The following is a 21,697-nucleotide window of genomic DNA, read 5'->3' on the forward strand; positions in this document are numbered from 1 at the left end:
AATATGAAATCTATATATTTTATCATAGCATGTTTAGGTATTGGTGCATTTTCGATAACAGTTGCTCAAGCCCAAACTGCTAGTAATAATTATTTTATCGAGTCGTCTCATGTACGAACAAATCTAAATCCTGCATTAAGGCCAAACAGCAGTTATATAGGGGTTCCTTTTTTGTCGGGTATAGGTGTCGATTATAAGACAAACACTTTTAATCTCGAGAATCTCACATTCAAGAAGAATGGCGAACGTGTTACTTTCATGCATTCTGATGTAACAAATGGCGAGTTTATGAAAAATGTATCAGACAAAAACTACCTGTCGACAAACGTTGGTTACGATATATTTTCGATGGGTTTTTACAAAAAAGATGCTTTTTGGAACATAAACTTAGGGGTAAAAGTTCAAACCGATGTCAATATACCTAAATCTTTCTTTAGATTGATGAAAGAAGGTTTTGCTCAGGATATAGAACAAACCTATGTTATTGAAGATTTGAATGCTACGGCAAACTCATATTTAGAACTTGGGGTCTCGTATTCACGTCCTTTTCTCGACAATAGCTTGATGTTAGGGTTACGGACAAAACTTCTTGGTGGTATTGCCAATTTTGATTTAAATGCTGAAAAGGTTGAATTAACAGCAGGTAGTGATATTTGGAGAGCCAGATCAAATGTAAAGCTGCAAGGATCGGCTCCGGGTGTAAAACCTAAATTTAAAGAAAAAGAGAGGGAAGGTCGCGAGCCTATAAACCAAATAGACGGATTTGATTTCGATGATTGGACTTCGTTCTCTGGTTACGGTCTCGGATTCGATATAGGAGGAGTTTACGACTTCGGTAAATTAGCCGGGACAATTGACGGAACCATGGGTAATGTATTAAGCAACCTGAAAGTGTCGTTAGCTTTTACCGATATGGGCTTTATATCGTGGACCAAGAAAAACTCTACACATTTAGCCTCGACAGGAGAAGAAGTTGTTATTGAGCCCGGAGACTATACAATACATACAGACGGATCTTCATCGTTAGAAGACGTTTTTGATGATGTAATGGATGACTTAGAACAAGCCATAAATTTGGAGGAAGGTAAAAGAAAAGGACGTTCAACATCGTTAAGAACGACAATGAATATGGGTGCCGAATACTCGTTTTTTGATAATCGCCTGTCGGCCGGATTACTTTATTCTTTAAGATTTGGCAATTACTATAATGTTAGCGAACTTACAATATCGGGAAATTATCGTCCTAAATCGTGGTTAGCAACAACATTAAGCTATTCGTTCTTACATAGTGACTTTAACACTGTTGGATTTGCAATGTACCTGACACCATCGAAGGGTGTGAATTTTTTCGTGGCAGGAGACTACATTATACCAAATGTTTCGCCCGAATGGATACCAACAACAACAAAAGCAATGAACGTGCAGTTTGGATTTAGTGTTCCTATGTAAATAAGGAATATCTATGGTAGATAAAACAGAGGCTGCTTTTTACAAAGCAGCCTCTGTTTATTATTATATATGTGTCTCGATTTTATTACATATTCATTCCGCCTGTTACCGAAATAACTTCGCCCGAAATATAAGAAGATAAATCAGAAGCAAGGAAAAGAGCTGCGTTTGCAACATCTTCGGGAGTACCACCACGTTTCAATGGAATTTGTTCTGCCCATTTCTTTTTAACTTCGTCAGACAAAACGCCTGTCATTTCTGTGATTATAAACCCGGGGCAAATGCAGTTTGCACGTACACCTCTCGATCCTAATTCTTTTGCTATTGATTTTGCAAGACCAATCATTCCAGCTTTCGATGCTGAATAATTTGCCTGACTAGCATTTCCTGTAAGACCAACAACCGAACTCATATTTATAATGTTTCCCGATTTTTGTCTCATCATCACAGGAGTTAGAGCATGAATAAAGTTAAATGCCGATTTTAAATTTACATTAATAACCATATCCCATTGTTGTTCGCTCATACGTGCCATAAGGCCATCGCGGGTAATTCCGGCATTATTAACTAATATATCTACTCTTTCGAAATCTTTAATAATTTCGTCAACAACCTTATGTGTATCTTCAAAATCAGCAGCATTAGATGCATATCCTTTAACCTTTACACCCAAAGCAGCTAATTCTTTTTCTGTTTGTTTTGCGTTATCGTCAATAGCTAAATCGGTAAAAGCAATATTTGCTCCTTGTTCTGCAAATTTCAAAGCAATAGCTTTACCTATACCGCGAGCGGCTCCTGTAACGATGGCAGTTTTGCCTTCAAGTAATTTCATAATCTGTCTTTTAAATGATTAATTAACTTTCTGATATTGTTTAATCTATCTTTTTACTTTAATACCATGAAATATAAGAGACGAAATATTCTCGTACCTCCTACTATCCGAATTTAATGGATCTATTTGCCCCCTGATATAGGGAATTTCGAGACCACGCAAAGCATGATGGAGTATTTCTGCCGTAAGGCCTATATCAGGCATTTCCAGTATACCTTCGTTAACTCCATCCTGAAGTATTTGCTTCAAAACTTCTATTTCTTTTTTATCAAAGGCTTTACGTGCCGTTTGTACCCTCCATATATCTCTAAAAAAATCGGCTCTAAGGGTTCCGTTTCTGAATACTACTTTTTTTACGGCATCGAGACGGATATAGAAAAAAAGCATAAGCTTTTCGTCGGCCGGTAATTTTTTAGAAAGCACGGTCTGCAAATCTTTATACATATTCTCGAGTTCCGACTCGATTACAGCCTGATAAACCTCGTTTTTATTGTTAAAATAAGTATATAATGTGCGTCGACCCTTATGAGAAGCTATCGCAATATCGTTCATGGTAGTGTTTTCTACCCCAAGTTTAGCAAAAAGTTGGCGGGCAACTTCAATAAGCATGTTTCGGGTCTTGGAGATAGCCATATGTTAGATATTGCACATTGTTTTAATTAGTGTGCAAAAATAATACAAATATAACTAAGTACAATAAGTAATCAGCGTTTTTTATCCATAAGCTCACACATATATTCTATCAAAATAGAATTAAGTTGTAACTTCGATACCATGCATTGTACATTTTGCCTAAAACCTGACACATCTGACAGTTTTTACATTTTTTGAAATTATACATTGCCAGCCCCTCTGTATCTCCTTGGTAGGGTAACTTTTTCGCAAAGCATTTCTTGAAAACGATCTTAACTTCGTAGCCCTATACGTATACACACTATAAATTCTATGTTAATAGAATTTTATGCCATTCGCAATATATCAAAAGGTTTATAAATTACAAAACCTGACATACCTGACTGTTTTGTGTAAATATTGTTTGTCGTTTATTACAAACCAAAACTCGTTACGAACAGCAGTCGATATATAGATAAATTTCGGTTACCGATTTGCATTATTTATAAAGAAGGAGGCGGTCGGTTTTTTTCAACTAAATGTCTGTATATTTGTTTATGAAAATATGATGATATCGATTAGTATAATAAATTCTGTATGAAAATTATTAACAGGGAGTTAAGTTGGTTAGCTTTTAACGAAAGGGTATTACAAGAGGCGCAAGATAAAAGCGTACCTCTAATGCAGCGATTACGCTTTTTAGGTATATATTCGAATAATCAGGACGAGTTTGTAAAAGTTCGTGTGGCAAATTTGATAAGGATTACCCGAAGAAAACAGAAGAAAACCGATAAAACAATTGATGGATATACTGCTAAAGACCTGCTTAACTTAATAAATCAGAGAATTGACGATCTTCAGCATACATTTACCGATACTTATATCGGAGTGCTATCCGAAATGGAAAAGCATGGAATATATGTTATAAATGAAACGCAGTTGTCTGAACCTCAGAAGCAGTTTTGTCGCGAATATTTTTTATCCGATATTAGTCAGTGGTTAGTTCCTCTTATTATCCGTAAGACAACTAAAATGCCGTTTCTTAGCGATAATAAAATATATCTTGCTGCTAAAATGGTGTCAGCCAATGGAAAAAACATCCGTTATTCGATCATACAGATACCTGTCAACCGAACAACACCGCGTTTTGTGGAACTACCATCGGAGGAAGACAGAAAAGATATAATTTTTCTTGACGACATTGTTCGCTTATGTCTCGATGAAATATTCTTTATGTTTAATTACGAGTCTATTTCGGCATATACCTTTAAATTTATTCGCGATGGGCAATTAACGGTTGACGACGATATTTCGAAAAGCGTTATTGAAAAAATGGAACAGGGTTTGGAAGAGCGCTTGCATGGCGAACCTGTACGCCTTGTTTATGACAGGGAAATGCCCGACGATTTATTACAAATTATAATAAGCAAGCTTAAACTAAAAAGCGACGAAGTGTTGGGCGGCGGTCGTTATCATATGATGAAAGATTTGATGAAGTTTCCTTCGGTGCGTCCCGATTTGGAAAGTATTCTGCCTGCACCGCTAAATCATCCCGATATAAAACATTTTTCCAGCATTGTTGATGTCATTAAAAAGAAAGATGTATTTCTCAACTTTCCCTATCATTCTTTTAATCATGTAATAAACTTCTTGCGGGAGGCGGCAATAGACCCTAAAGTGAAAAAGATATATATTACATTATATCGTACAGCCGAACAGTCGCGAATCATTAATGCTTTAATTAATGCGGCAAAAAATGGAAAGGAAGTTATTGTTTTAGAAGAGCTGATGGCTCGTTTCGACGAAGAACAGAATGTTGAAAATTCCGACCGGCTTCAAAAAGCGGGCGTAAGAGTTATTCATGGTTTTAAAAATCTTAAAGTGCATTGTAAACTTATATACATAGAGCGGAATGAAAAAAAAGGGAACAAAGGATATGTATATATAGGCACAGGTAACTTTAACGAAACAACAGCTCGTATTTATGGCGATTTTGGTTTGCTTACAGCAAATCAACGAATACTTCTTGACACAAAAGCTGTATTTGATTTTCTACTCAATATGCATAAGCGTTACAATTATAAATCGCTTATGGTATCTCCTTATACAATGCGGATGGAGTTTGAAAGCCTTATCGAAAAAGAGATAAAAAATAAACAAAAAGGGAAAGAGGCTTATATATACGCGAAACTAAATTCGTTGACCGATTCCAAAATTATAAAACTATTATATAAGGCCAGCCAGGCGGGAGTTGAAATAAGGTTGATAATAAGAGGTGCGTGCTGTTTGGTTCCGCAAATAAAAGGGCAGAGCGAAAATATCAGGGTGATAAGCATTGTTGATACGCTTTTGGAGCATGCGCGCACGATAATATTTTGTAACGAAGGAAACGAGCAGATATATATATCGAGTGCCGATTGGATGACCCGGAATTTAGATGCACGGGTAGAGGTTGCCGTTCCTATTTACGATAAAAGCATACAAAAAGTTATTAAAGATATCTTTAATCTTCAGTGGAGCGATAATGTGAAGGCAAGGGAATTTATAACCCCCGACGATAATCAGTACGTAATACATAATGTCGAGAATAAAGTCCGGTCTCAAAAAGCTTTGTATGAGTATTATAAGAAAAAACTATGACAATGGTGAATGTAAAAACTTTTGCGGCAATAGATATTGGCTCTAATGCCATGCGTTTCCTGATCAACAATGTCGAAACTGATGCCGAAAACGTAACAGAGTTTAAGAAGGTGGCATATATGCGAATCCCTATTCGCTTAGGCGAAGATGTTTTTACTCAGGGTTTTATAGGCGAAGACAAATTTAACCGATTGAATGAAGCTATGATTGGTATTTCGTATATAATGAAAGCTTATGGCGTTTCCAACTACATGGCTTGCGCAACAAGTGCCATGCGCGATGCATGGAACGGAGAACAGATAATAGAAAAAATACTAAGAAGTAGCGGAATAAATATAAACATAATATCGGGGAACGACGAGGCAGCTCTGGTTTTCGAAGCAGGAGGGGCGGACTCTGCTTCGGATAAATCGAAACACTACTTATTTGTAGATGTGGGAGGAGGTAGCACCGAGGTGGTATTGTATAGTAATGGGCAGAAAATTAGTTCCGGTTCGTTTCTGATAGGGACGGTCAGGATGCTTGCCGGAAAAGTAACCGATGATGAGCTTAATACTTTCAGGGGGTGGCTTGGTAATATAAACGAGAAGTACAGTAGGGTTAGTGTTATTGCATCGGGTGGGAATATTAATAAAATGCATAAACTGCTGGGAAAGAAAGCAAAAGAAACTCTTAACCATTCCGATCTGATATGGCTTAACAGTGTAATGACAAGCCTTAGTTTTGAAGAACGTATGCATCGGTTTAAACTGAACGAATATCGTGCCGATGTTATAATTCCTGCATTAAAGATATTCCTTACTCTTGGCGAAGTATGTAATGTTGAAGAAATATTTGTGCCTAAAGTGGGATTAGCCGACGGTATTATTCATCACTTGGCAAATAAAATTTCTTGAATTCGGCTAAATAAACAAATACAAACTAAAGGCCATAAGCAACATTCCACTTACAAGCCCCATTATGGAAATATGGTGTTTACCATATTTCTCGGCACTGGGTAACAATTCGTCTAACGATATGAATATCATAATGCCCGAAACTGCTGCCAATATAATTCCGTTCATCATTGGAGTCCAGAATTGAAGAAGGAAAAAATAGGCGATTAATGCACCGAAAGGTTCTGCCAATCCCGAAAAAAACGAATACCAAAATGCTTTTCGTCGGCTTCCGGTCGAGTGGTATATAGGTACTGCAACAGCAATACCTTCGGGGATATTGTGTATAGCAATTGCCACTGTTATAGGTATAGCAACATCCAGAGACCCTAAAGCAGAAGTAAAAGTCGCAATACCCTCAGGAAAGTTATGTATGGCTATGGATAAAGCAACCATTAAGCCTGTGCGTTTCAATTTCCCTTTTTTATTCATGTCCTCAACTCCTTGTATTTCGTGAGGATTTACTGCTGTATCGGGTATAAGGAAGTCGATAAGGTTTATAAGTAGCATTCCGCCAAAAAAGGCGAGAATAAGGTACAATGTGCCTAGCTTTTCGTCGAATACCGAAACCAGTTCTATCTTAGCCTGAGGTATCATTTCCATAAATGATACATAAATCATTACTCCGGCCGAGAACCCGAGCGAAGCACACAGAAATTTAGTATTTGTATGTTTGGCTATTAATGCTATTAAACTACCAATACCTGTTGATAATCCGGCAATAGCAGTTAAGATGAACGCAAGTACGATTTGTGAACTTTCCATGTATTATCAGTTCATTAAAGTTTGTTCAAATATTTTTATAATCTTCTCAAGATATGTAATATCTGTTTCGTCAAAATGATTTTCGAATTGGCTATCAATATCCAATACAGCTATAACTTCATCCCGAAAGAAAACAGGGACAACTATTTCCGACATTGATGAACTGTCGCATGCAATATGACCATCGAAAAAATTGACATTTGGCACACAAACAATCTTTTTCTCTTTCCAAGCTGTACCGCAAACTCCTTTTCCAAAATTTATTCGTGTACACGCAACATTTCCCTGAAAAGGCCCCAGAACCAATTGTTCGCGTTTTACCAGATAAAATCCAGCCCATAAAAAATCGAAAGCATGTTTTAACACAGCCGATATATTAGCCATATTTGCAATTGTATCCGATTCGGTTTTTATCAAAGATTCTATTTGTGGTAATAAATGTTTGTATACCTGTTCTTTCGATGCATTCTGAAGTATATCTATTTTTTCTGCCATGTCCTGTTTTATCTAGAAATATAGGTTTATAACATAGAAAAATGTTGATTCCTTTTTTAGTTTTTAAAGTTAGCAATAATCTATGATTGTTAAAACTACCTTTCATAAAAAATAAGATGCAACTCATTTATCTGTATTGTTTTAATATTTTTACCTTTGTGTGAAATTGAAACAACATTCCTCAATTCTTTTATGACAGATAAAATTCCGTATGAAATTGAGCTTACTAAGGGTGATATAACCTCTTTGAGGGTTGATGCAATTGTGAATGCGGCAAATTCGTCTCTTATGGGTGGCGGCGGGGTCGATGGCGCAATTCACCGCAAAGGAGGGCGGCAGATTTTATCGGAATGTATTGCTATCCGTTGTAAACAGGGTAAATGTAAAACAGGACAAGCGGTTTATACTTCTGCTGGGCTGTTACCTTCGAAATTTGTAATTCATACGGTTGGTCCTATATGGGCAGCGGGAACACTTAACGAACCTGAACTCTTGGCTGCTTGCTATACAAACTCGTTACGGATTGCTAACGAATTGGAGGTTTCGAGTATTGCGTTCCCGAATATTAGTACCGGAATTTATCATTATCCTAAAAAGGAAGCTGCATTAGTTGCTTACGAAGCTGTAAAGAATTTCATGGAGAATGAAAATAAAGTTGTAAATAAAGTTGTTTTCATTTGTTTCGACGACGCAAACTATATTTGTTATAAAGACCTTATTTTGGGTAATAAATAAGGCATACTTCGTATTTATTGTTTATTGCATCCTATTTATTAATAAATATTCTTCTGTAAGTTTTTATTAAAATTCACTACAATTAGTGATTGACTGGTTGTTCATAAAAGTATTCCTTTGCAGCGGTATTTTAGGTTAACTTGTACTGAATGATAAACTAAAACATAAAAAATGAAAAAGGTACTTTTTCTACTTGTTTGTATCCTGCCATTTTATGCTTTTGCGGAGGAAAAAGACAGAGTAAATGAGAACGATACAATATATACCGAACTGAAGTATGATATTGTGGTTCTGTCATCTACCAAAGAGACAAATAGTTTAAAATCGCAACCTGCGGCGGTTTCTGTATTTTCGCCTAAAAATCTGGAGGGTTTGCAGGTTTCGTCTATAAAAGATATAAGTGCGGTTGTGCCAAACTTTTTTATACCGAACTACGGCTCTAAAATGACAACTCCTCTTTATATACGTGGAATAGGTGCACGTACAGGAGCGCAAACCGTGAGTTTATATATTGATAATGTTCCATATTTCAATCCATGTGTATTTGATTCCGAATTGTTTGATATTCAGCGTGTCGAACTTTTGAGGGGATCGCAAGGTACGCTTTATGGGCGGAACTCAATGGGGGGGATTATTAATATATATACATTTTCTCCTTTAAATTATCAGGGAACAACTGCTGCTGTTAGTGGGGGAAATTATGGTTATCTATCGGCTAATGCGTCGCATTACAGATTACTGACCAATAATGCAGGTATCGCTGTTTCGGGCTATTATAAAAAAGATGATGGCTTTTTTGAAAATGCCTATACCGGAAAAAATGCAGATGATTCGGAAAGTGCAGGAGGGCGTATAAAGTATAGTTGGCAAATAAATCCTCGCTTATTGTTTCAGTATTCGGGAAATTTCGATTATAGCGATCAGGGTGCTTTCCCTTATATAAAGGTAGGGGAAGATAAGGTTAATTACGATGGCGATGGAAGTTATACGCGAAGGCTGCTGACCAATGGCATTACTTTGCAGTATAAGGGAGAAAAATACCTGATAAATTCGACAACCGGTTATCAATATCTTAACGACGATATGTTTATGGATCAGGATTATACACCTGCTTCGATATTCAAAATAAACCAAAAACAGAATCAGCACTCGCTGAGTCAGGAAATTACAATAAAATCGAATACCAAGTCCGATTACCAATGGTTGAACGGAGTCTTTGGTTTCTATGATTATCAGAAAATAACATCGCCTGTTTTATTATTGGAGGATGGTATAGTGCGCATGCTTCAAAGCCAGCTGGATAATGCTGCAGCAAATAACCCTAATATGCCTTTTATAAAGATAACAGACGATCGGATTAATTTTGATGGTATATACCGAAAGCCTATATATGGCGGGGCTGTATTTCATCAGTCTACTTTTAATAATATATTTGATACCGAAGGTTTATCGTTTACGGTGGGCTTGCGTTTGGATTACGAGAAGGCTCGCCTCGATTATGATGGAAATACAGGTACTAACCTTACAATACAACGTCAGGTAAGCGGAGCGCCAATAATTCCGATGAGGGTGGATTCGATAATAAAAGGAACGGCTTCGAAAGATTATTTTGAGTTGTTACCTCGTTTTGCGCTTAAATACGATATCGATCAGCAGTCGTATGTTTATGTGTCAGGGTCGCGAGGCTATAAAACAGGTGGGCATAATGTGCAGATTTTTGCAGAATTACTTAGCAGTGCTTTGCAGTCTTCGATCCAAAACATGGGAATTAATAGACCAAGTACCGAACCTGTTGAAGATATGATAACTTTCGATCCTGAATATAGCTGGACTGCCGAAATAGGCGGTAAAATAGATATAATAAAGGATGCTTTATCTACTAACTTTGCAGTTTATTATACCGATGTGAAGGATGTACAGATTTCGCAGTTTGCCAAAACAGGGCAGGGGCGTATGACTACTAATGCGGGTAAGGCCGTAAGTAAGGGTTTTGAAATAGGACTGAAAGCTCGCCCATGTTCGGGATTCTACCTTTATGGTAATTATGGATTCTCGGATGCCAAATTCAAGAGTCACGAGTATAATATGAACAATTATATTCCTTTTGCTCCGCGTCAAACAGTAAGTTTAGGGTCGAGTGTAACTTATAATCTGAAACGTTGCCCTATAATTGACCGTATTTTGCTGGACGTTAATTATGCAGGAGCAGGTAAAATATATTGGACAGAAGAAAATGATTTATCCCAAGGATTTTACGGTACGGCAAATGCCCGTCTAATGTTTGAAACCAAAATGTTTGGACTTGAGTTTTGGGGAAAGAATATTTTAGATAGAGATTATCAGGCTTTTTATTTCGAATCGATGGGCAATTCATTTTTTCAGAAAGGAAAACCGGCACAGTGGGGGGTAACCTTAAGGTTAAAGATGTTGTAATATAATCAAAACGGGTATTTCCGCAAGGAGATACCCGTTTTGATGTTATTGATAAAAGTTGTATTTACTTTTTCAGGTCGTAATATTCTAAAGTTATATTGCTATCTGAAACTTTTTTGTCGATACCATCAACTTTCTGATAAATATATACCATTCCTTTATAAGTAAAAGACATAGTATTTGAGGCTCTTACATATTTTGCCCGGCTATCGAGTGTAAGCCCTATAAGTTCAATTTTACTTATATCATAAATAGAATACCACTCGTGGTAAAAATCAGGAATCTCGTTTCCTATAAACACGCTTTTAGCTATGTTTGCCAAATTAAATGTATAGAAGTCGTAATCTTTACTTTTCTTGAAGTCGGAAGCAATAATAGGCCCGCCTAACTCGTTGGTAAACAGGTTCAGCTGGTTGTCGTTGGTTGTTGTTTTTTGAAATCTGACATCTGTTTCCATAGTTTTTGTCGGAGCGTTCATCAGATTAACGGTAATCTTTAATTTACCCTGATGGTTCCCTATAATTTCCGATTTATCTTTCAGTGTATAGTCGGGAGAATCGTCATCATCTCCGCACGATGTAAATACTAATGTTGCTAGTACTAATAAACCTAAAATCTTTCTCATAATTTTCATATAAAATAGTTTTTCTTCGTTAAGTTTTATCTGTAACAAGAGGCTGTTTCCTCTTTAGACTTACGTATGATAGAACAAAATAAATTATTTTTTTTGATCTACAATCATATTTATAAGCTGAAACATTGCAATATTTGAAGCCCCCATAATATTAGCTTCGCGATAACGCCCTAATTGGTATCTTTTCGCAATAGTTTTACTATTTACAGTTGTTGCTATCCATACTGTACCAACAGGCTTTTCATCAGTCCCTCCGTCAGGGCCGGCAATACCCGATACGGCTATGGCACAATTAGTTTCTAATGTCTTTTGGGCTCCAATAGCCATTTCGGTTACAACCGATTCGCTAACAGCGCCATCTTTTTCTATATTAGACGTAGAAACTTTCAGGATGTTGCTTTTTACGCTGTTTGAATACGAAACAATACTTCCTTTAAAATATTGCGAAGCTCCGGGTATGCTTGTTATCAGATGGGCTATATTGCCTCCCGTACAGCTCTCGGCAGTACCTAAAGTCAGGTTGTTTTCGAGAAGTATTTTGCCCAACAATTTTTGTACAGGCTCATCTTCTTCCGATATTATTGATTCGCCTAATAAGTTTTCGAGTATATCAACCTGTTCGTTAAATTCAGTTCTGCGATGTTCTCCCTTAACGTATAGGCGCAGTTTCATCATCCGGAAGTCGGGCAAATATGCTAGTCCGAATCCTTCAGGAAGGTTGTTTTCGAAATCGGTCAGGTACATGGCTAATGCCGATTCGGAATATCCTTCGACAATAAAAACCTTGCTTACATAAGCCTCATTCTTATATTTTTTGAGTAAACGGGGAACAACTTCGTTCTCCATGTTGTACTTCATTTCGTAAGGAACTCCGGGCATTGATACTAATACCTTACCGTTACGTTCGAACCATGTAATAGGGGCGGTTCCAACTTTGTTTTGTATAACAGTACAATCTTTAGGAACGTATGCCTGATTACGGGTAAGTTCGTTTACAGGTAGCCTGTTTCGGAACATTTCTTCTATATTGTCGAGTACCGATTGATCGAATATCAGTTCGGTTCCGAAGTACTCACATAGTGTATGTTTCGTTATGTCGTCCTTTGTAGGACCTAGTCCTCCTGTAGTGAGAATAACGTCAACACGTTGAAATATATCGGTTATTGTATCTTTTATTTGTTGAGAATTATCTCCAATCGACGACATTTCTTCTATTTCGAAACCCGATGCTGTCATCTTGTTGGCTATCCATGCCGAATTGGAGTCAACTATCTGTCCTATTAATATTTCGTCTCCAATTGTTATAATTGCAGTCTTCATTTTGTCAGTTAAAATTTAGTTGATAACACTTAAAATTGTTTCAATTCTTTATAAAGCCGTTGTATCGGTAGCCCCATAATGTTGAAATACGAACCCGAAATATACTCGACCGATATGTATCCTATCCATTCCTGAATACCATAAGCGCCGGCTTTGTCAAAAGGCTTGTATTTCGATACATAATAATCGATTTCGTCGTCTTCCAGCTCGCTGAACCGAACATCTGAGTGTACACTGAAGGCTTTTTGCTTGTTGGCAGAGGTCAGGCAAACACCGGTTATTACCTTGTGAGTCTTCCCCGACAAGTTGCGAAGCATTTGTTTAGCTTCAGTTTCGTTATTTGGCTTGCCGTATATAATATTATCCAGAATGACAACCGTATCTGCTGTTATAACTAACATATTGCCCGAAATGTCTTTTTGGTAGGCTTCAGCTTTTTTGCAGGCTAAATATTGAGCCACATCTTCGCTGGCAATATTATCGGGGTACGATTCATCTATATCAGGTAATGTTTTTACTTCATATTTCACATCAAGCCCCGAGAGGAGTTGCTTCCTTCGGGGCGAGTTTGAGGCTAATATCAGTTGATAATCGGTTATCATTTTAATGCTTCTTTTATTCGCGATAGTTTTTGCAACAAGCCTTCGAGCTGATCGAGCGGAAGCATGTTAGCACCATCGGATTTTGCAACAGCCGGGTTGGGGTGGGTTTCGATGAATAATCCGTCTACACCAACAGCAATTCCTGCTTTACATATTGTTTCTATCATCTGGGGTTGTCCTCCTGTAACGCCTGATGCTTGATTTGGCTTTTGAAGGCTATGTGTTGCATCTAAAATCACAGGAAATCCGTATTCTTGCATTTCGGGAATACCCCTGAAATCGACAATCAGATCACCATAACCAAAAGAGTTTCCTCGTTCGGTAAGCATAACATTGTTATTGCCTGCATCTACAACCTTTTGAGCCGCAAATTTCATTGCTCCGGATGCCATAAACTGACCTTTTTTTATGTTTACAGCTTTTCCTGTTTTAGCAGCAGCAATAAGCAGGTCTGTTTGTCGGCTTAAAAAAGCAGGAATCTGCAATACATCAACAAACTCAGCGGCATATGCAGCTTCATGTGTTTCGTGAATATCGGTAACAGTAGGTATTCCGAACGTTTTACCAACCTTTTGCAGTATTTTTAAGGCTTTTTCGTCTCCAATTCCAGTGAAAGAATCGATGCGCGAACGGTTTGCTTTGCGATACGAACCTTTAAATACATAGGGGATATTCAGTTTAGAAGTTATATTCATTATCTTTTCTGCAATATCAAGTGCCATATCTTCACCTTCTATTACGCATGGACCTGCCAGCAGGAAAAAATTGTCATTTTTTAAGTCGGAAATATTCATATTGGTTATTTCGTTATACAGTTAATTATCCTTGTTTCTGAAAAACATTGCAAGTTACATAAAATTGTAATTGTGATAAACTAAAAGCCGAAAATCTTTATTAACACTATAATCACTTATGCTTATATAAGTTTATTGAGATAAAAAGCAACCCAAAATAGACTTTGATATAATAAAGAGATTATCTTTACATTAACGATTGTACAAAGTGACAGGGTTTATCCTTTTCCTCTGTGATTGTGTCTGATAACTTAATATGTTTACTACAAATAGGATATTTGATTTTTATGTTTCGGAAGATTCTTTTATGTTTTTGTTTTTATCTAAACATTTTATATTCTTATGGGCAAGTCAGGATTAATGAGTTCATGCAAAGTAACATTGACTGTATTATGGATGATTTGTATGAGTTTCCTGATAGTTGGGTGGAGTTGTATAATCAATCCGATCAAGACATAAATATTGATGGATGGCATATTTCGTTAAAAAAAAATTATACAAAAGGTTGGCGACTGTCGGGCAATACAAATATTCCGGCAAAAGGATATTTACTTATATATTGCGATAAGGTAGGGAAGGGGCTACATACCAATTTCAGATTAGAGACAACTAAAGAATCAAACATATATTTATTTAACGAACAAGGTGCGTTGGTTGATAAAGTTGAAGGTATACCCGAACAGCCAAATCCGAATATATCTATGGGGATAACATCGGATAACTCGTTAAAATATTTTATTTATAGTACGCCGGGAAAGGAAAATTCGGAATGTGCTGCGACTAAGTTAACGCAAGCACCTAAGTTTTCGAAAAAAGCAGGAGTTTATAATTCAGCAATTGAACTTGAATTGGCGGACGAACAATCTGTACCAAATTCGAAGATATATTACACTTTGGACGGGTCGGAGCCTAATAGTGAGTCAGATATTTATACGACTCCCTTAATAATAGAAAAAAGTACAGTAGTTAGAGCTAAAATTATTGCGGATGGTTATTTAATACCTCGGGCAACAATAAATACATATATAATATCCGATAGGGATATAGCTCTCCCAATAGTATCGTTGTCGTTAGATAATAAGTATTTATGGGATGATATGATTGGCATATATACAGAAGGGCATAATGGAAGAGCTGGATGTGGTAGTGATGAAAAGTTCAATTATTTTCAGGATTGGAGAAGGCCTGTGTTTTTTGAGTATTTTCCAAATCAAGAATCGGAAAAAGTTTTATCTCAATTAGGAGAATTACGTATTGGAGGAAATTGCTCTAGGAGTAACTCTATAAAAACATTTATTGTGTATTCTAACAAAAGATTTGGAACAAAACATTTTTCATATCCTTTTTTTCAGAATGATGATAAAAGAGATGTTATAATAAAGTCATTTATGTTAAGAAATGCAGGGAATGACTTTTCGGCAGGGTATTTAAATGATGCATGGGTACAATCGATGATGGCAGGTAAAGTTGATATTGATTATCAGGCCTATCAGCCTACTGTGATTTTTGTTAATGGAGAATATTGGGGAATTATAAATATAAGGGAACGATCGGAGGAAGATTTTGTATATGGTAATTACAAAGAACTGGAAAATATTGATATGATTGAAAACTGGACAGAACTGAAAGTTGGAGATATAGAAGCCTATAATGTTTTAATGTCGGGGAGATTGATTAGAGATATAAAGACAAGTCATAAAACAGAGTTGATTTCGCTATTCAAAAAAGGGGTTTACATTATTAAAATGTCTAATAAATATTATAAGGAAACCCGCAAAATTATTCTTTAAATTACTCATATTATATAGTATATTTACAACATTAAACAAAAACCTTTAGCTTTAGTCTAATAAAATGAAAAAGAGGAGGTGTTTTGCTCCGAAAATATAAAAATAATGAAACCATAAGCCTGTAATACTACAACTGCTTGGATTTTTTTATAATTTTATAGCCACTATTAATAAGGAAATTGGAATGCAAAAATATATTATATTAATAATCATACTGTTGTCTGTTAATCTTAACACGTATTCGCAAGTCTCTTCGGAAAAACTAATACGCAGGGGGGTTAGTCTTCATGATAAAGGCCGGTATAAAGATGCGATAAACTATTATGAACAGGCATTGAAAGTAAATCCCACATCAATGTCGGCGACGTACGAAATGTCGTTGTCTTACTTACAGTTAGAAGATTATAATAATGCTCTTAAATATAGTACAAAGGTTATTAATGCAAATTTTCAGCCTTTATTGGTCGATGCCTATAGTGTGAAAAGTTCGGCATTAGCCGAGTTGAACCGTATTGACGATGCAATTAAATTGTTAAATGAAGCATTGATGCGTTGTGGCGACGAGTATATATTGCATTATAATTTGGGGCTTAGTTATTTTAAGAAAAAAAATATGAGCTCGGCCATATTACATTTGCGAAAGGCTATAGAAATAGATACCACTCATCCTAGTTCGTATCTTTTATATGCTTATGCTTTGAGCGATTCCGATCGTTGGGTGCAAAGTTTTTTAGCCTTCCATTTTTTTCTGTTGTTAGAACCGAATACCGATCGTTCGAAAGATGCTTTTAACGAAATGTATGATATGATAACAGTCGTACAACCCGATAATTCTCCTCGTTTGTTGTCGGAAGAAGGAATAGATAGGCGTAAGATATACGAGTTTATACAGAAGAACAAACCGCAAACAAATGACTCGGAAGAGCAATTTAAATTTTTCGAGAATGTTACAAAAAAAATAATACTGACATTGAACCAGTTACAAGATGATTCGCGTAGAGGGCTGTTGTGGGATTTTTTTGTGCCAACTTACAGCGAAATTTTTGCGTCAGGATATATTGATGTATATTGTAGGTATGTAAGTGTATCTTATTTTCCAACATCGTTAGACTGGTGGAATAATAATAGTGAATCGGTCGAAACCTTTATTTCGTGGTTTGAAGGAGGTCAAAATACTGAAATGGACTCGGAATTGGAGTTCGGAGACGACTTGGATGAAGAATAACGATTAAATGAAGCTATCAGAAATAAAAGAAGAAGAGTTGATTGTTATGTTGCATAAAGAAGATATGCAGCATAACGCGTTTTCTTTGCTGGTAAAAGAGTATAGTGAACAATTATATTGGCAGATTCGAAAAATAGTTTTATCGCATGATGATGCTAACGATGTATTACAAAATACCTTTATTAAGGTGTGGAATAATATCGGAAGCTTTAGAGGCGAATCGAAGTTGTTGACGTGGCTGTATAAAATTGCGACAAATGAATCAATAACTTTTTTAAATAAACAACGAACACAAAATAATATACCGTTAGATGACGAAGAGAATTTCATGTACTCGAAATTAGAAAGCGATCCTTATTTTGATGGTGACGAAGCCCAGAAGAAATTGCAAAAAGCAATCTTAACTTTGCCCGAAAAGCAACGTATTGTTTTTAATATGAAATATTTTGATGATATGAAATACGAGGAAATGTCCGATATCTTAGAAACATCGGTAGGAGCGTTAAAAGCTTCGTACCATCATGCAGTGAAAAAGATAGAGGAATTTTTAATTTCATCAAATTAAACCTTTTTGCAAAACTATAGTCTATTAGTTTAGAATACGATATAGAAGGAATATTGATATGTTGGAAAATGTAAATAAAAAAGCGCCTTTTAAGGTCCCTGAAAATTATTTTGATAATTTTCAAAAGGAGCTTTTGGATAAAATTCCAAAAGAAAGAAGGAGTAAAGTTATAGTACCTTTATGGAAAAAGATAATGCCATGGGTAGCTGTAGCAGCAGTGATGGGTGGTATAATATTTTATGCCAATATTCAGGATAACGATTCGGAGGTTAATTTACAATTAACAAATGTTGGATTAAATCAAAAAGTATTGGGAGACCAATCGGTGTACGCTTCGGCAGATGACGAAGATTTTTATTTGTTCTTGGAAGATGAAGCTACACGTCAGGCTATTTATACCGATGTTGTTAATTACTAGTAATACAGAGTTTTAATTAAACAAGTAGAAAATGAAAATTAGATTTTTTGTTGTGATAATGTGTTTCTTCCTAAGCTTGTTTATGGTACAGGGGCAAAGTCAGAATGAAAGAAGAGGAAATCAGGATAGGCATAAGCGTTTTAATTTTGAGGAATATCAGAAAGAACGTGTCGACTTTATTATAAAAGAAGTTGGGCTAACTAGCGAAGAGAAAAAAGAGTTTATACCCCTGACAAATGAACTGTTGAGGAAGAAATTTGAACTGAATCGTGATGTGAGGCGTGAAGAGCGTGCATTAATAGAGCGGGGCAATATAACAAAGGAAGAATACGAAAGTCTAATAAATAAATTATTGGACGTCAGAATGAAAGAAGCCCAGCTTGAGAAAGAGTACTTTTTGAAGTTTAAAAAGGTTTTACCTATTGATAAACTTTACAAATATCAGAAGGCAGAATCTCGATTTACGCGAAGCACAGTTAGAGGCAGTGGAAATCCTAAATAATGAGATTTAAACTAAATACGTAGAAAAGCAAACAATTTGTTTGCTTTTCTGTTTTATTTCTGTATTTTTGTTGCAATAAAATATCTAAATGAAGAAACATATACATCATACACATCATTTGCTGCTTAATAAAGAAAGGTAAGTATGATTTTGTATGTAGATGTATAAAGAGATAAAAAGCTTACCACTTTAATGATGGTAAGCTTTTGTTTTTTTGATTAATCTTTAAATTATAATATAAAATGACATTACGTATCGCTGTTCAATCGAAAGGAAGGCTTTTTGAAGAGACAATGGAATTGTTGCAAGAGTCGGGTATTAAGCTTAATAATAAAAAACGGACATTGCTGGTTCCTGCCACTGATTTCCCTATAGAAATATTGTTTTTAAGAGACGATGATATTCCCCAAGCAGTTGCTACAGGCGTAGCCGATATAGGGATTGTTGGAGAAAACGAATTTGTAGAAAAGAATGAAAAAGCTTCTATCGTAAAGCGATTAGGATTTAGTAAATGCCGTTTGTCATTAGCTATACCAAAGGATGAAAAATACGAAGGGAACAAATGGTTTAATAATAAAAAGATTGCAACATCATATCCCCATATATTAAAACAGTATTTGGAGTCTAATAATTTGAATGCCGAAATACATGTGATAACAGGCTCTGTAGAGATATCGCCAAGCATTGGGCTTGCCGATGCTATTTTCGATATTGTTAGCTCGGGAGGCACGCTTGTTAGCAACAGGTTGACAGAAGTTGAGGTTGTAATGAAATCGGAAGCTTTGTTGATTTCTAATTCGGAATTAGATGAAGAAAAGAAGAATGTTTTAAATGAACTTCTTTTTCGTATAGAGGCTATTCAGGCAGCACAGAATAAGAAATATATTGTGCTAAATGCCCCCGAAGATAAAGTTCAGGATATATTTGATGTGCTTCCGGGTATGCGTAGCCCAACAGTAACACCTTTGGCAACCACTGGTTGGTGTTCGGTTCAGTCCGTTGTTGACGAAAAGCGTTTTTGGGAAATAATAAGTAAACTAAAGGCATTGGGGGCAGAAGGCATATTGGTGTTACCCATCGAAAAAATGATACTATAGATAAAAAAAAATCGGGTTGAAGCTCGATTTTTTTTATTAAGCCTACTTCTCTCCAAAAGATAGACATAGCTAATCTTTTTTAACTAACAAGATGGGCAATGTTAAGTAAAGATTAAAAAATGATAAGTATACTTATATTTTGATTCTGTATTTGTGACAAAGGAATAAATAAATTTTTATATTTGCTTTTGTAAAAAATGAAGGAAGATATTAATTGTTATAAAAGAAAAGGGTAATCTTTTTTTTTGACATGAAAGACTTTAGTCTTATCTTGTAGCTTGTTTTTATTTTTCAGAAAGTATCAAAAAAATATAATAAATAAATCGCTTATGTCACAGATAATTGGTCGGGTATCGCAAATAATAGGTCCTGTAGTGGATGTTTATTTTGATACCGATAACGATGCATCTAAATTGCCTAGAATACATGATGCGCTTGAAATTAAAAGAGCAGATGGGCGTATACTTGTAATAGAAGTTCAACAACACATTGGTGAAGATACAGTGAGAACTGTTGCAATGGATAGTACCGACGGTTTAAGCCGGGGGCTTGAAGTTGTGGCAACAGGCGCACCAATATCAATACCAACCGGAACTCAGGTTAAGGGGCGTTTGTTGAATGTTGTAGGGCAATCGATAGATGGCATTTTTGCCCTCGAAAAAACAGACATGCTGCCTATACATCGTGAACCTCCTAAATTTGAAGATTTAGTAACAACCCGCGATGTTTTGTTTACGGGAATAAAAGTTATAGACTTGTTAGCCCCTTACGCAAAAGGAGGTAAAGTAGGGTTATTCGGGGGAGCCGGAGTTGGTAAAACCGTGTTGATACTGGAGCTTATTAACAATATGGCAAAACAACACGATGGCTACTCGGTTTTTGCCGGTGTTGGAGAACGTACACGCGAGGGTAACGATTTGCTTCGGGAAATGATAGAGGCCAACGTTATACGTTATGGCGAAAAATTTAAAGAAGGTATGGAAAAAGGAAATTGGGATTTGTCGGATGTTGATCCTGCCGAATTAGAAAAATCTCAATTATCTTTAGTATTCGGACAGATGAATGAGCCACCCGGAGCACGTTCGTCGGTTGCTCTTACAGGATTAACTGTAGCCGAATCTTTTCGCGATTCAGGAGATGGAACTAAAGATATTTTATTTTTTATCGATAACATATTCCGTTTTACGCAAGCAGGGTCCGAAGTTTCAGCATTGTTAGGACGTATGCCTTCTGCTGTGGGCTATCAGCCTACATTAGCTACAGAAATGGGTACTATGCAGGAACGTATAACATCAACCAAAAAAGGTTCGATAACTTCTGTTCAGGCAGTGTATGTACCAGCCGACGACTTAACCGACCCTGCACCAGCAACCACTTTCAGCCATTTGGACGCAACTACTGTGTTAAGCCGTAAAATTACGGAGTTAGGAATATATCCGGCAGTAGATCCGCTCGAATCTACATCTCGTAGTCTCGATCCTAATGTTGTGGGACAAGAGCATTACGATATAGCACAACGTGTGAAACAAATTTTGCAGCGCAATAAAGAACTTCAGGATATTATCTCGATTCTTGGAATGGAAGAACTTTCGGACGAAGACCGTATGACTGTGAACAGGGCGCGCCGTGTACAGCGTTTCTTATCTCAGCCGTTTAATGTTGCCGTTCAGTTTACCGGAGTTCCGGGTGTAATTGTGCCAATAGAAGATACTATTAAAGGATTTAAGATGATTTTGGATGGAGAAGTGGACAACTTGCCTGAGCAAGCATTCTTAAATGTGGGTACAATTGAAGATGCGATAGAAAAAGGTAATAAATTATTGAAACAAGCCGATTCTAAATAAAAATCATATA

Annotated in this window: 20 protein-coding genes; 12 read left to right on the forward strand and 8 right to left on the reverse strand. The window is 36.3% G+C overall.

Annotated features, from left to right (window positions below; genetic code table 11):
• Nucleotides 1-3 precede the first annotated feature (3 nt).
• Nucleotides 4-1,449, forward strand: coding sequence for a DUF5723 family protein (locus D0T53_RS10550; RefSeq protein WP_163267661.1), 1,446 nt, complete (start codon nucleotides 4-6; stop codon nucleotides 1,447-1,449).
• A gap of 85 nt (nucleotides 1,450-1,534) precedes the next feature.
• On the opposite strand, the gene fabG is transcribed toward D0T53_RS10550, so the two are convergent.
• Nucleotides 1,535-2,281, reverse strand: a complete 747-nt coding sequence (gene fabG, locus D0T53_RS10555; RefSeq protein ID WP_163267663.1) for a 3-oxoacyl-[acyl-carrier-protein] reductase — start codon at nucleotides 2,279-2,281, stop codon at nucleotides 1,535-1,537.
• Between the two features lie 45 nt (nucleotides 2,282-2,326).
• The gene (locus D0T53_RS10560; RefSeq protein WP_163267665.1) at nucleotides 2,327-2,914 is read right to left on the reverse strand and encodes a TetR/AcrR family transcriptional regulator; all 588 of its coding nucleotides are present in this window, start codon (nucleotides 2,912-2,914) and stop codon (nucleotides 2,327-2,329) included.
• A gap of 576 nt (nucleotides 2,915-3,490) precedes the next feature.
• Here D0T53_RS10560 and ppk1 point away from each other — a divergent pair.
• Both ppk1 and D0T53_RS10570 read left to right on the forward strand, forming a co-directional pair.
• Nucleotides 3,491-5,533, forward strand: a complete 2,043-nt coding sequence (ppk1, locus tag D0T53_RS10565; RefSeq protein WP_163267667.1) for a polyphosphate kinase 1 — start codon at nucleotides 3,491-3,493, stop codon at nucleotides 5,531-5,533.
• A 2-nt stretch (nucleotides 5,534-5,535) separates the two neighbouring features.
• Nucleotides 5,536-6,429: a hypothetical protein gene (locus D0T53_RS10570; protein WP_221411530.1), complete on the forward strand. Its 894-nt coding sequence runs from the start codon at nucleotides 5,536-5,538 to the stop codon at nucleotides 6,427-6,429.
• A gap of 6 nt (nucleotides 6,430-6,435) precedes the next feature.
• Here the strand turns inward: D0T53_RS10570 and zupT are convergent, their stop codons facing one another.
• Together zupT and D0T53_RS10580 are read right to left on the reverse strand one after the other, a co-directional pair.
• Nucleotides 6,436-7,233 (reverse strand): zinc transporter ZupT, encoded by a 798-nt coding sequence (gene zupT, locus D0T53_RS10575; RefSeq protein ID WP_163267669.1) that lies wholly within the window; start codon nucleotides 7,231-7,233, stop codon nucleotides 6,436-6,438.
• 6 nt (nucleotides 7,234-7,239) lie between these two features.
• The gene (locus D0T53_RS10580) at nucleotides 7,240-7,728 is read right to left on the reverse strand and encodes a GAF domain-containing protein (protein WP_163267671.1); all 489 of its coding nucleotides are present in this window, start codon (nucleotides 7,726-7,728) and stop codon (nucleotides 7,240-7,242) included.
• A 192-nt stretch (nucleotides 7,729-7,920) separates the two neighbouring features.
• Here D0T53_RS10580 and D0T53_RS10585 point away from each other — a divergent pair, with 192 nt between their 5' ends.
• Both D0T53_RS10585 and D0T53_RS10590 read left to right on the forward strand, forming a co-directional pair.
• Nucleotides 7,921-8,463 (forward strand): O-acetyl-ADP-ribose deacetylase, encoded by a 543-nt coding sequence (locus tag D0T53_RS10585; protein ID WP_221411531.1) that lies wholly within the window; start codon nucleotides 7,921-7,923, stop codon nucleotides 8,461-8,463.
• A 171-nt stretch (nucleotides 8,464-8,634) separates the two neighbouring features.
• A complete protein-coding gene (locus D0T53_RS10590) occupies nucleotides 8,635-10,896 on the forward strand; it encodes a TonB-dependent receptor (RefSeq protein ID WP_163267673.1) in 2,262 nt (753 codons plus the stop codon).
• 64 nt (nucleotides 10,897-10,960) lie between these two features.
• On the opposite strand, the gene D0T53_RS10595 is transcribed toward D0T53_RS10590, so the two are convergent.
• The 4 genes from D0T53_RS10595 to kdsA form a co-directional block, all read right to left on the reverse strand.
• Nucleotides 10,961-11,521 carry a hypothetical protein gene (locus tag D0T53_RS10595; protein ID WP_163267675.1) on the reverse strand — a complete coding sequence of 187 codons (561 nt, stop codon included), beginning with the start codon at nucleotides 11,519-11,521 and terminating at the stop codon, nucleotides 10,961-10,963.
• A gap of 93 nt (nucleotides 11,522-11,614) precedes the next feature.
• Nucleotides 11,615-12,850 carry a CinA family nicotinamide mononucleotide deamidase-related protein gene (locus D0T53_RS10600; protein WP_163267677.1) on the reverse strand — a complete coding sequence of 412 codons (1,236 nt, stop codon included), beginning with the start codon at nucleotides 12,848-12,850 and terminating at the stop codon, nucleotides 11,615-11,617.
• A 29-nt stretch (nucleotides 12,851-12,879) separates the two neighbouring features.
• Nucleotides 12,880-13,452, reverse strand: a complete 573-nt coding sequence (locus tag D0T53_RS10605; RefSeq protein WP_163267679.1) for a Maf-like protein — start codon at nucleotides 13,450-13,452, stop codon at nucleotides 12,880-12,882.
• Nucleotides 13,449-14,246: a 3-deoxy-8-phosphooctulonate synthase gene (gene kdsA / locus D0T53_RS10610; RefSeq protein ID WP_163267681.1), complete on the reverse strand. Its 798-nt coding sequence runs from the start codon at nucleotides 14,244-14,246 to the stop codon at nucleotides 13,449-13,451. Before kdsA ends, D0T53_RS10605 begins: the two co-directional genes overlap by 4 nt.
• Nucleotides 14,247-14,533: 287 nt before the next feature.
• Here kdsA and D0T53_RS10615 point away from each other — a divergent pair, with 287 nt between their 5' ends.
• From D0T53_RS10615 to atpD, 7 genes are all read left to right on the forward strand, one after another.
• Entirely contained in the window at nucleotides 14,534-16,036 is a 1,503-nt protein-coding gene (locus D0T53_RS10615) for a chitobiase/beta-hexosaminidase C-terminal domain-containing protein (RefSeq protein WP_255489434.1), read from the forward strand.
• A 184-nt stretch (nucleotides 16,037-16,220) separates the two neighbouring features.
• Nucleotides 16,221-17,261, forward strand: a complete 1,041-nt coding sequence (locus D0T53_RS10620; RefSeq protein ID WP_163267685.1) for a tetratricopeptide repeat protein — start codon at nucleotides 16,221-16,223, stop codon at nucleotides 17,259-17,261.
• A 7-nt stretch (nucleotides 17,262-17,268) separates the two neighbouring features.
• The gene (locus tag D0T53_RS10625; protein WP_163267687.1) at nucleotides 17,269-17,826 is read left to right on the forward strand and encodes an RNA polymerase sigma factor; all 558 of its coding nucleotides are present in this window, start codon (nucleotides 17,269-17,271) and stop codon (nucleotides 17,824-17,826) included.
• Nucleotides 17,827-17,884: 58 nt separating this feature from the next.
• Nucleotides 17,885-18,244 (forward strand): hypothetical protein, encoded by a 360-nt coding sequence (locus tag D0T53_RS10630; protein ID WP_163267689.1) that lies wholly within the window; start codon nucleotides 17,885-17,887, stop codon nucleotides 18,242-18,244.
• 31 nt (nucleotides 18,245-18,275) lie between these two features.
• Complete coding sequence (locus tag D0T53_RS10635; protein WP_163267691.1) at nucleotides 18,276-18,746, forward strand: hypothetical protein; 471 nt, start codon at nucleotides 18,276-18,278, stop codon at nucleotides 18,744-18,746.
• A gap of 242 nt (nucleotides 18,747-18,988) precedes the next feature.
• On the forward strand, nucleotides 18,989-19,843 hold the full coding sequence (hisG, locus tag D0T53_RS10640) for an ATP phosphoribosyltransferase (RefSeq protein ID WP_163267693.1): 855 nt from the start codon (nucleotides 18,989-18,991) through the stop codon (nucleotides 19,841-19,843).
• 329 nt (nucleotides 19,844-20,172) lie between these two features.
• The gene (gene atpD / locus D0T53_RS10645) at nucleotides 20,173-21,687 is read left to right on the forward strand and encodes a F0F1 ATP synthase subunit beta (RefSeq protein WP_163267695.1); all 1,515 of its coding nucleotides are present in this window, start codon (nucleotides 20,173-20,175) and stop codon (nucleotides 21,685-21,687) included.
• Nucleotides 21,688-21,697: the final 10 nt, after the last annotated feature.

The organism is Dysgonomonas sp. 216, from assembly GCF_010501065.1.
GTDB lineage: Bacteria > Bacteroidota > Bacteroidia > Bacteroidales > Dysgonomonadaceae > QVMM01.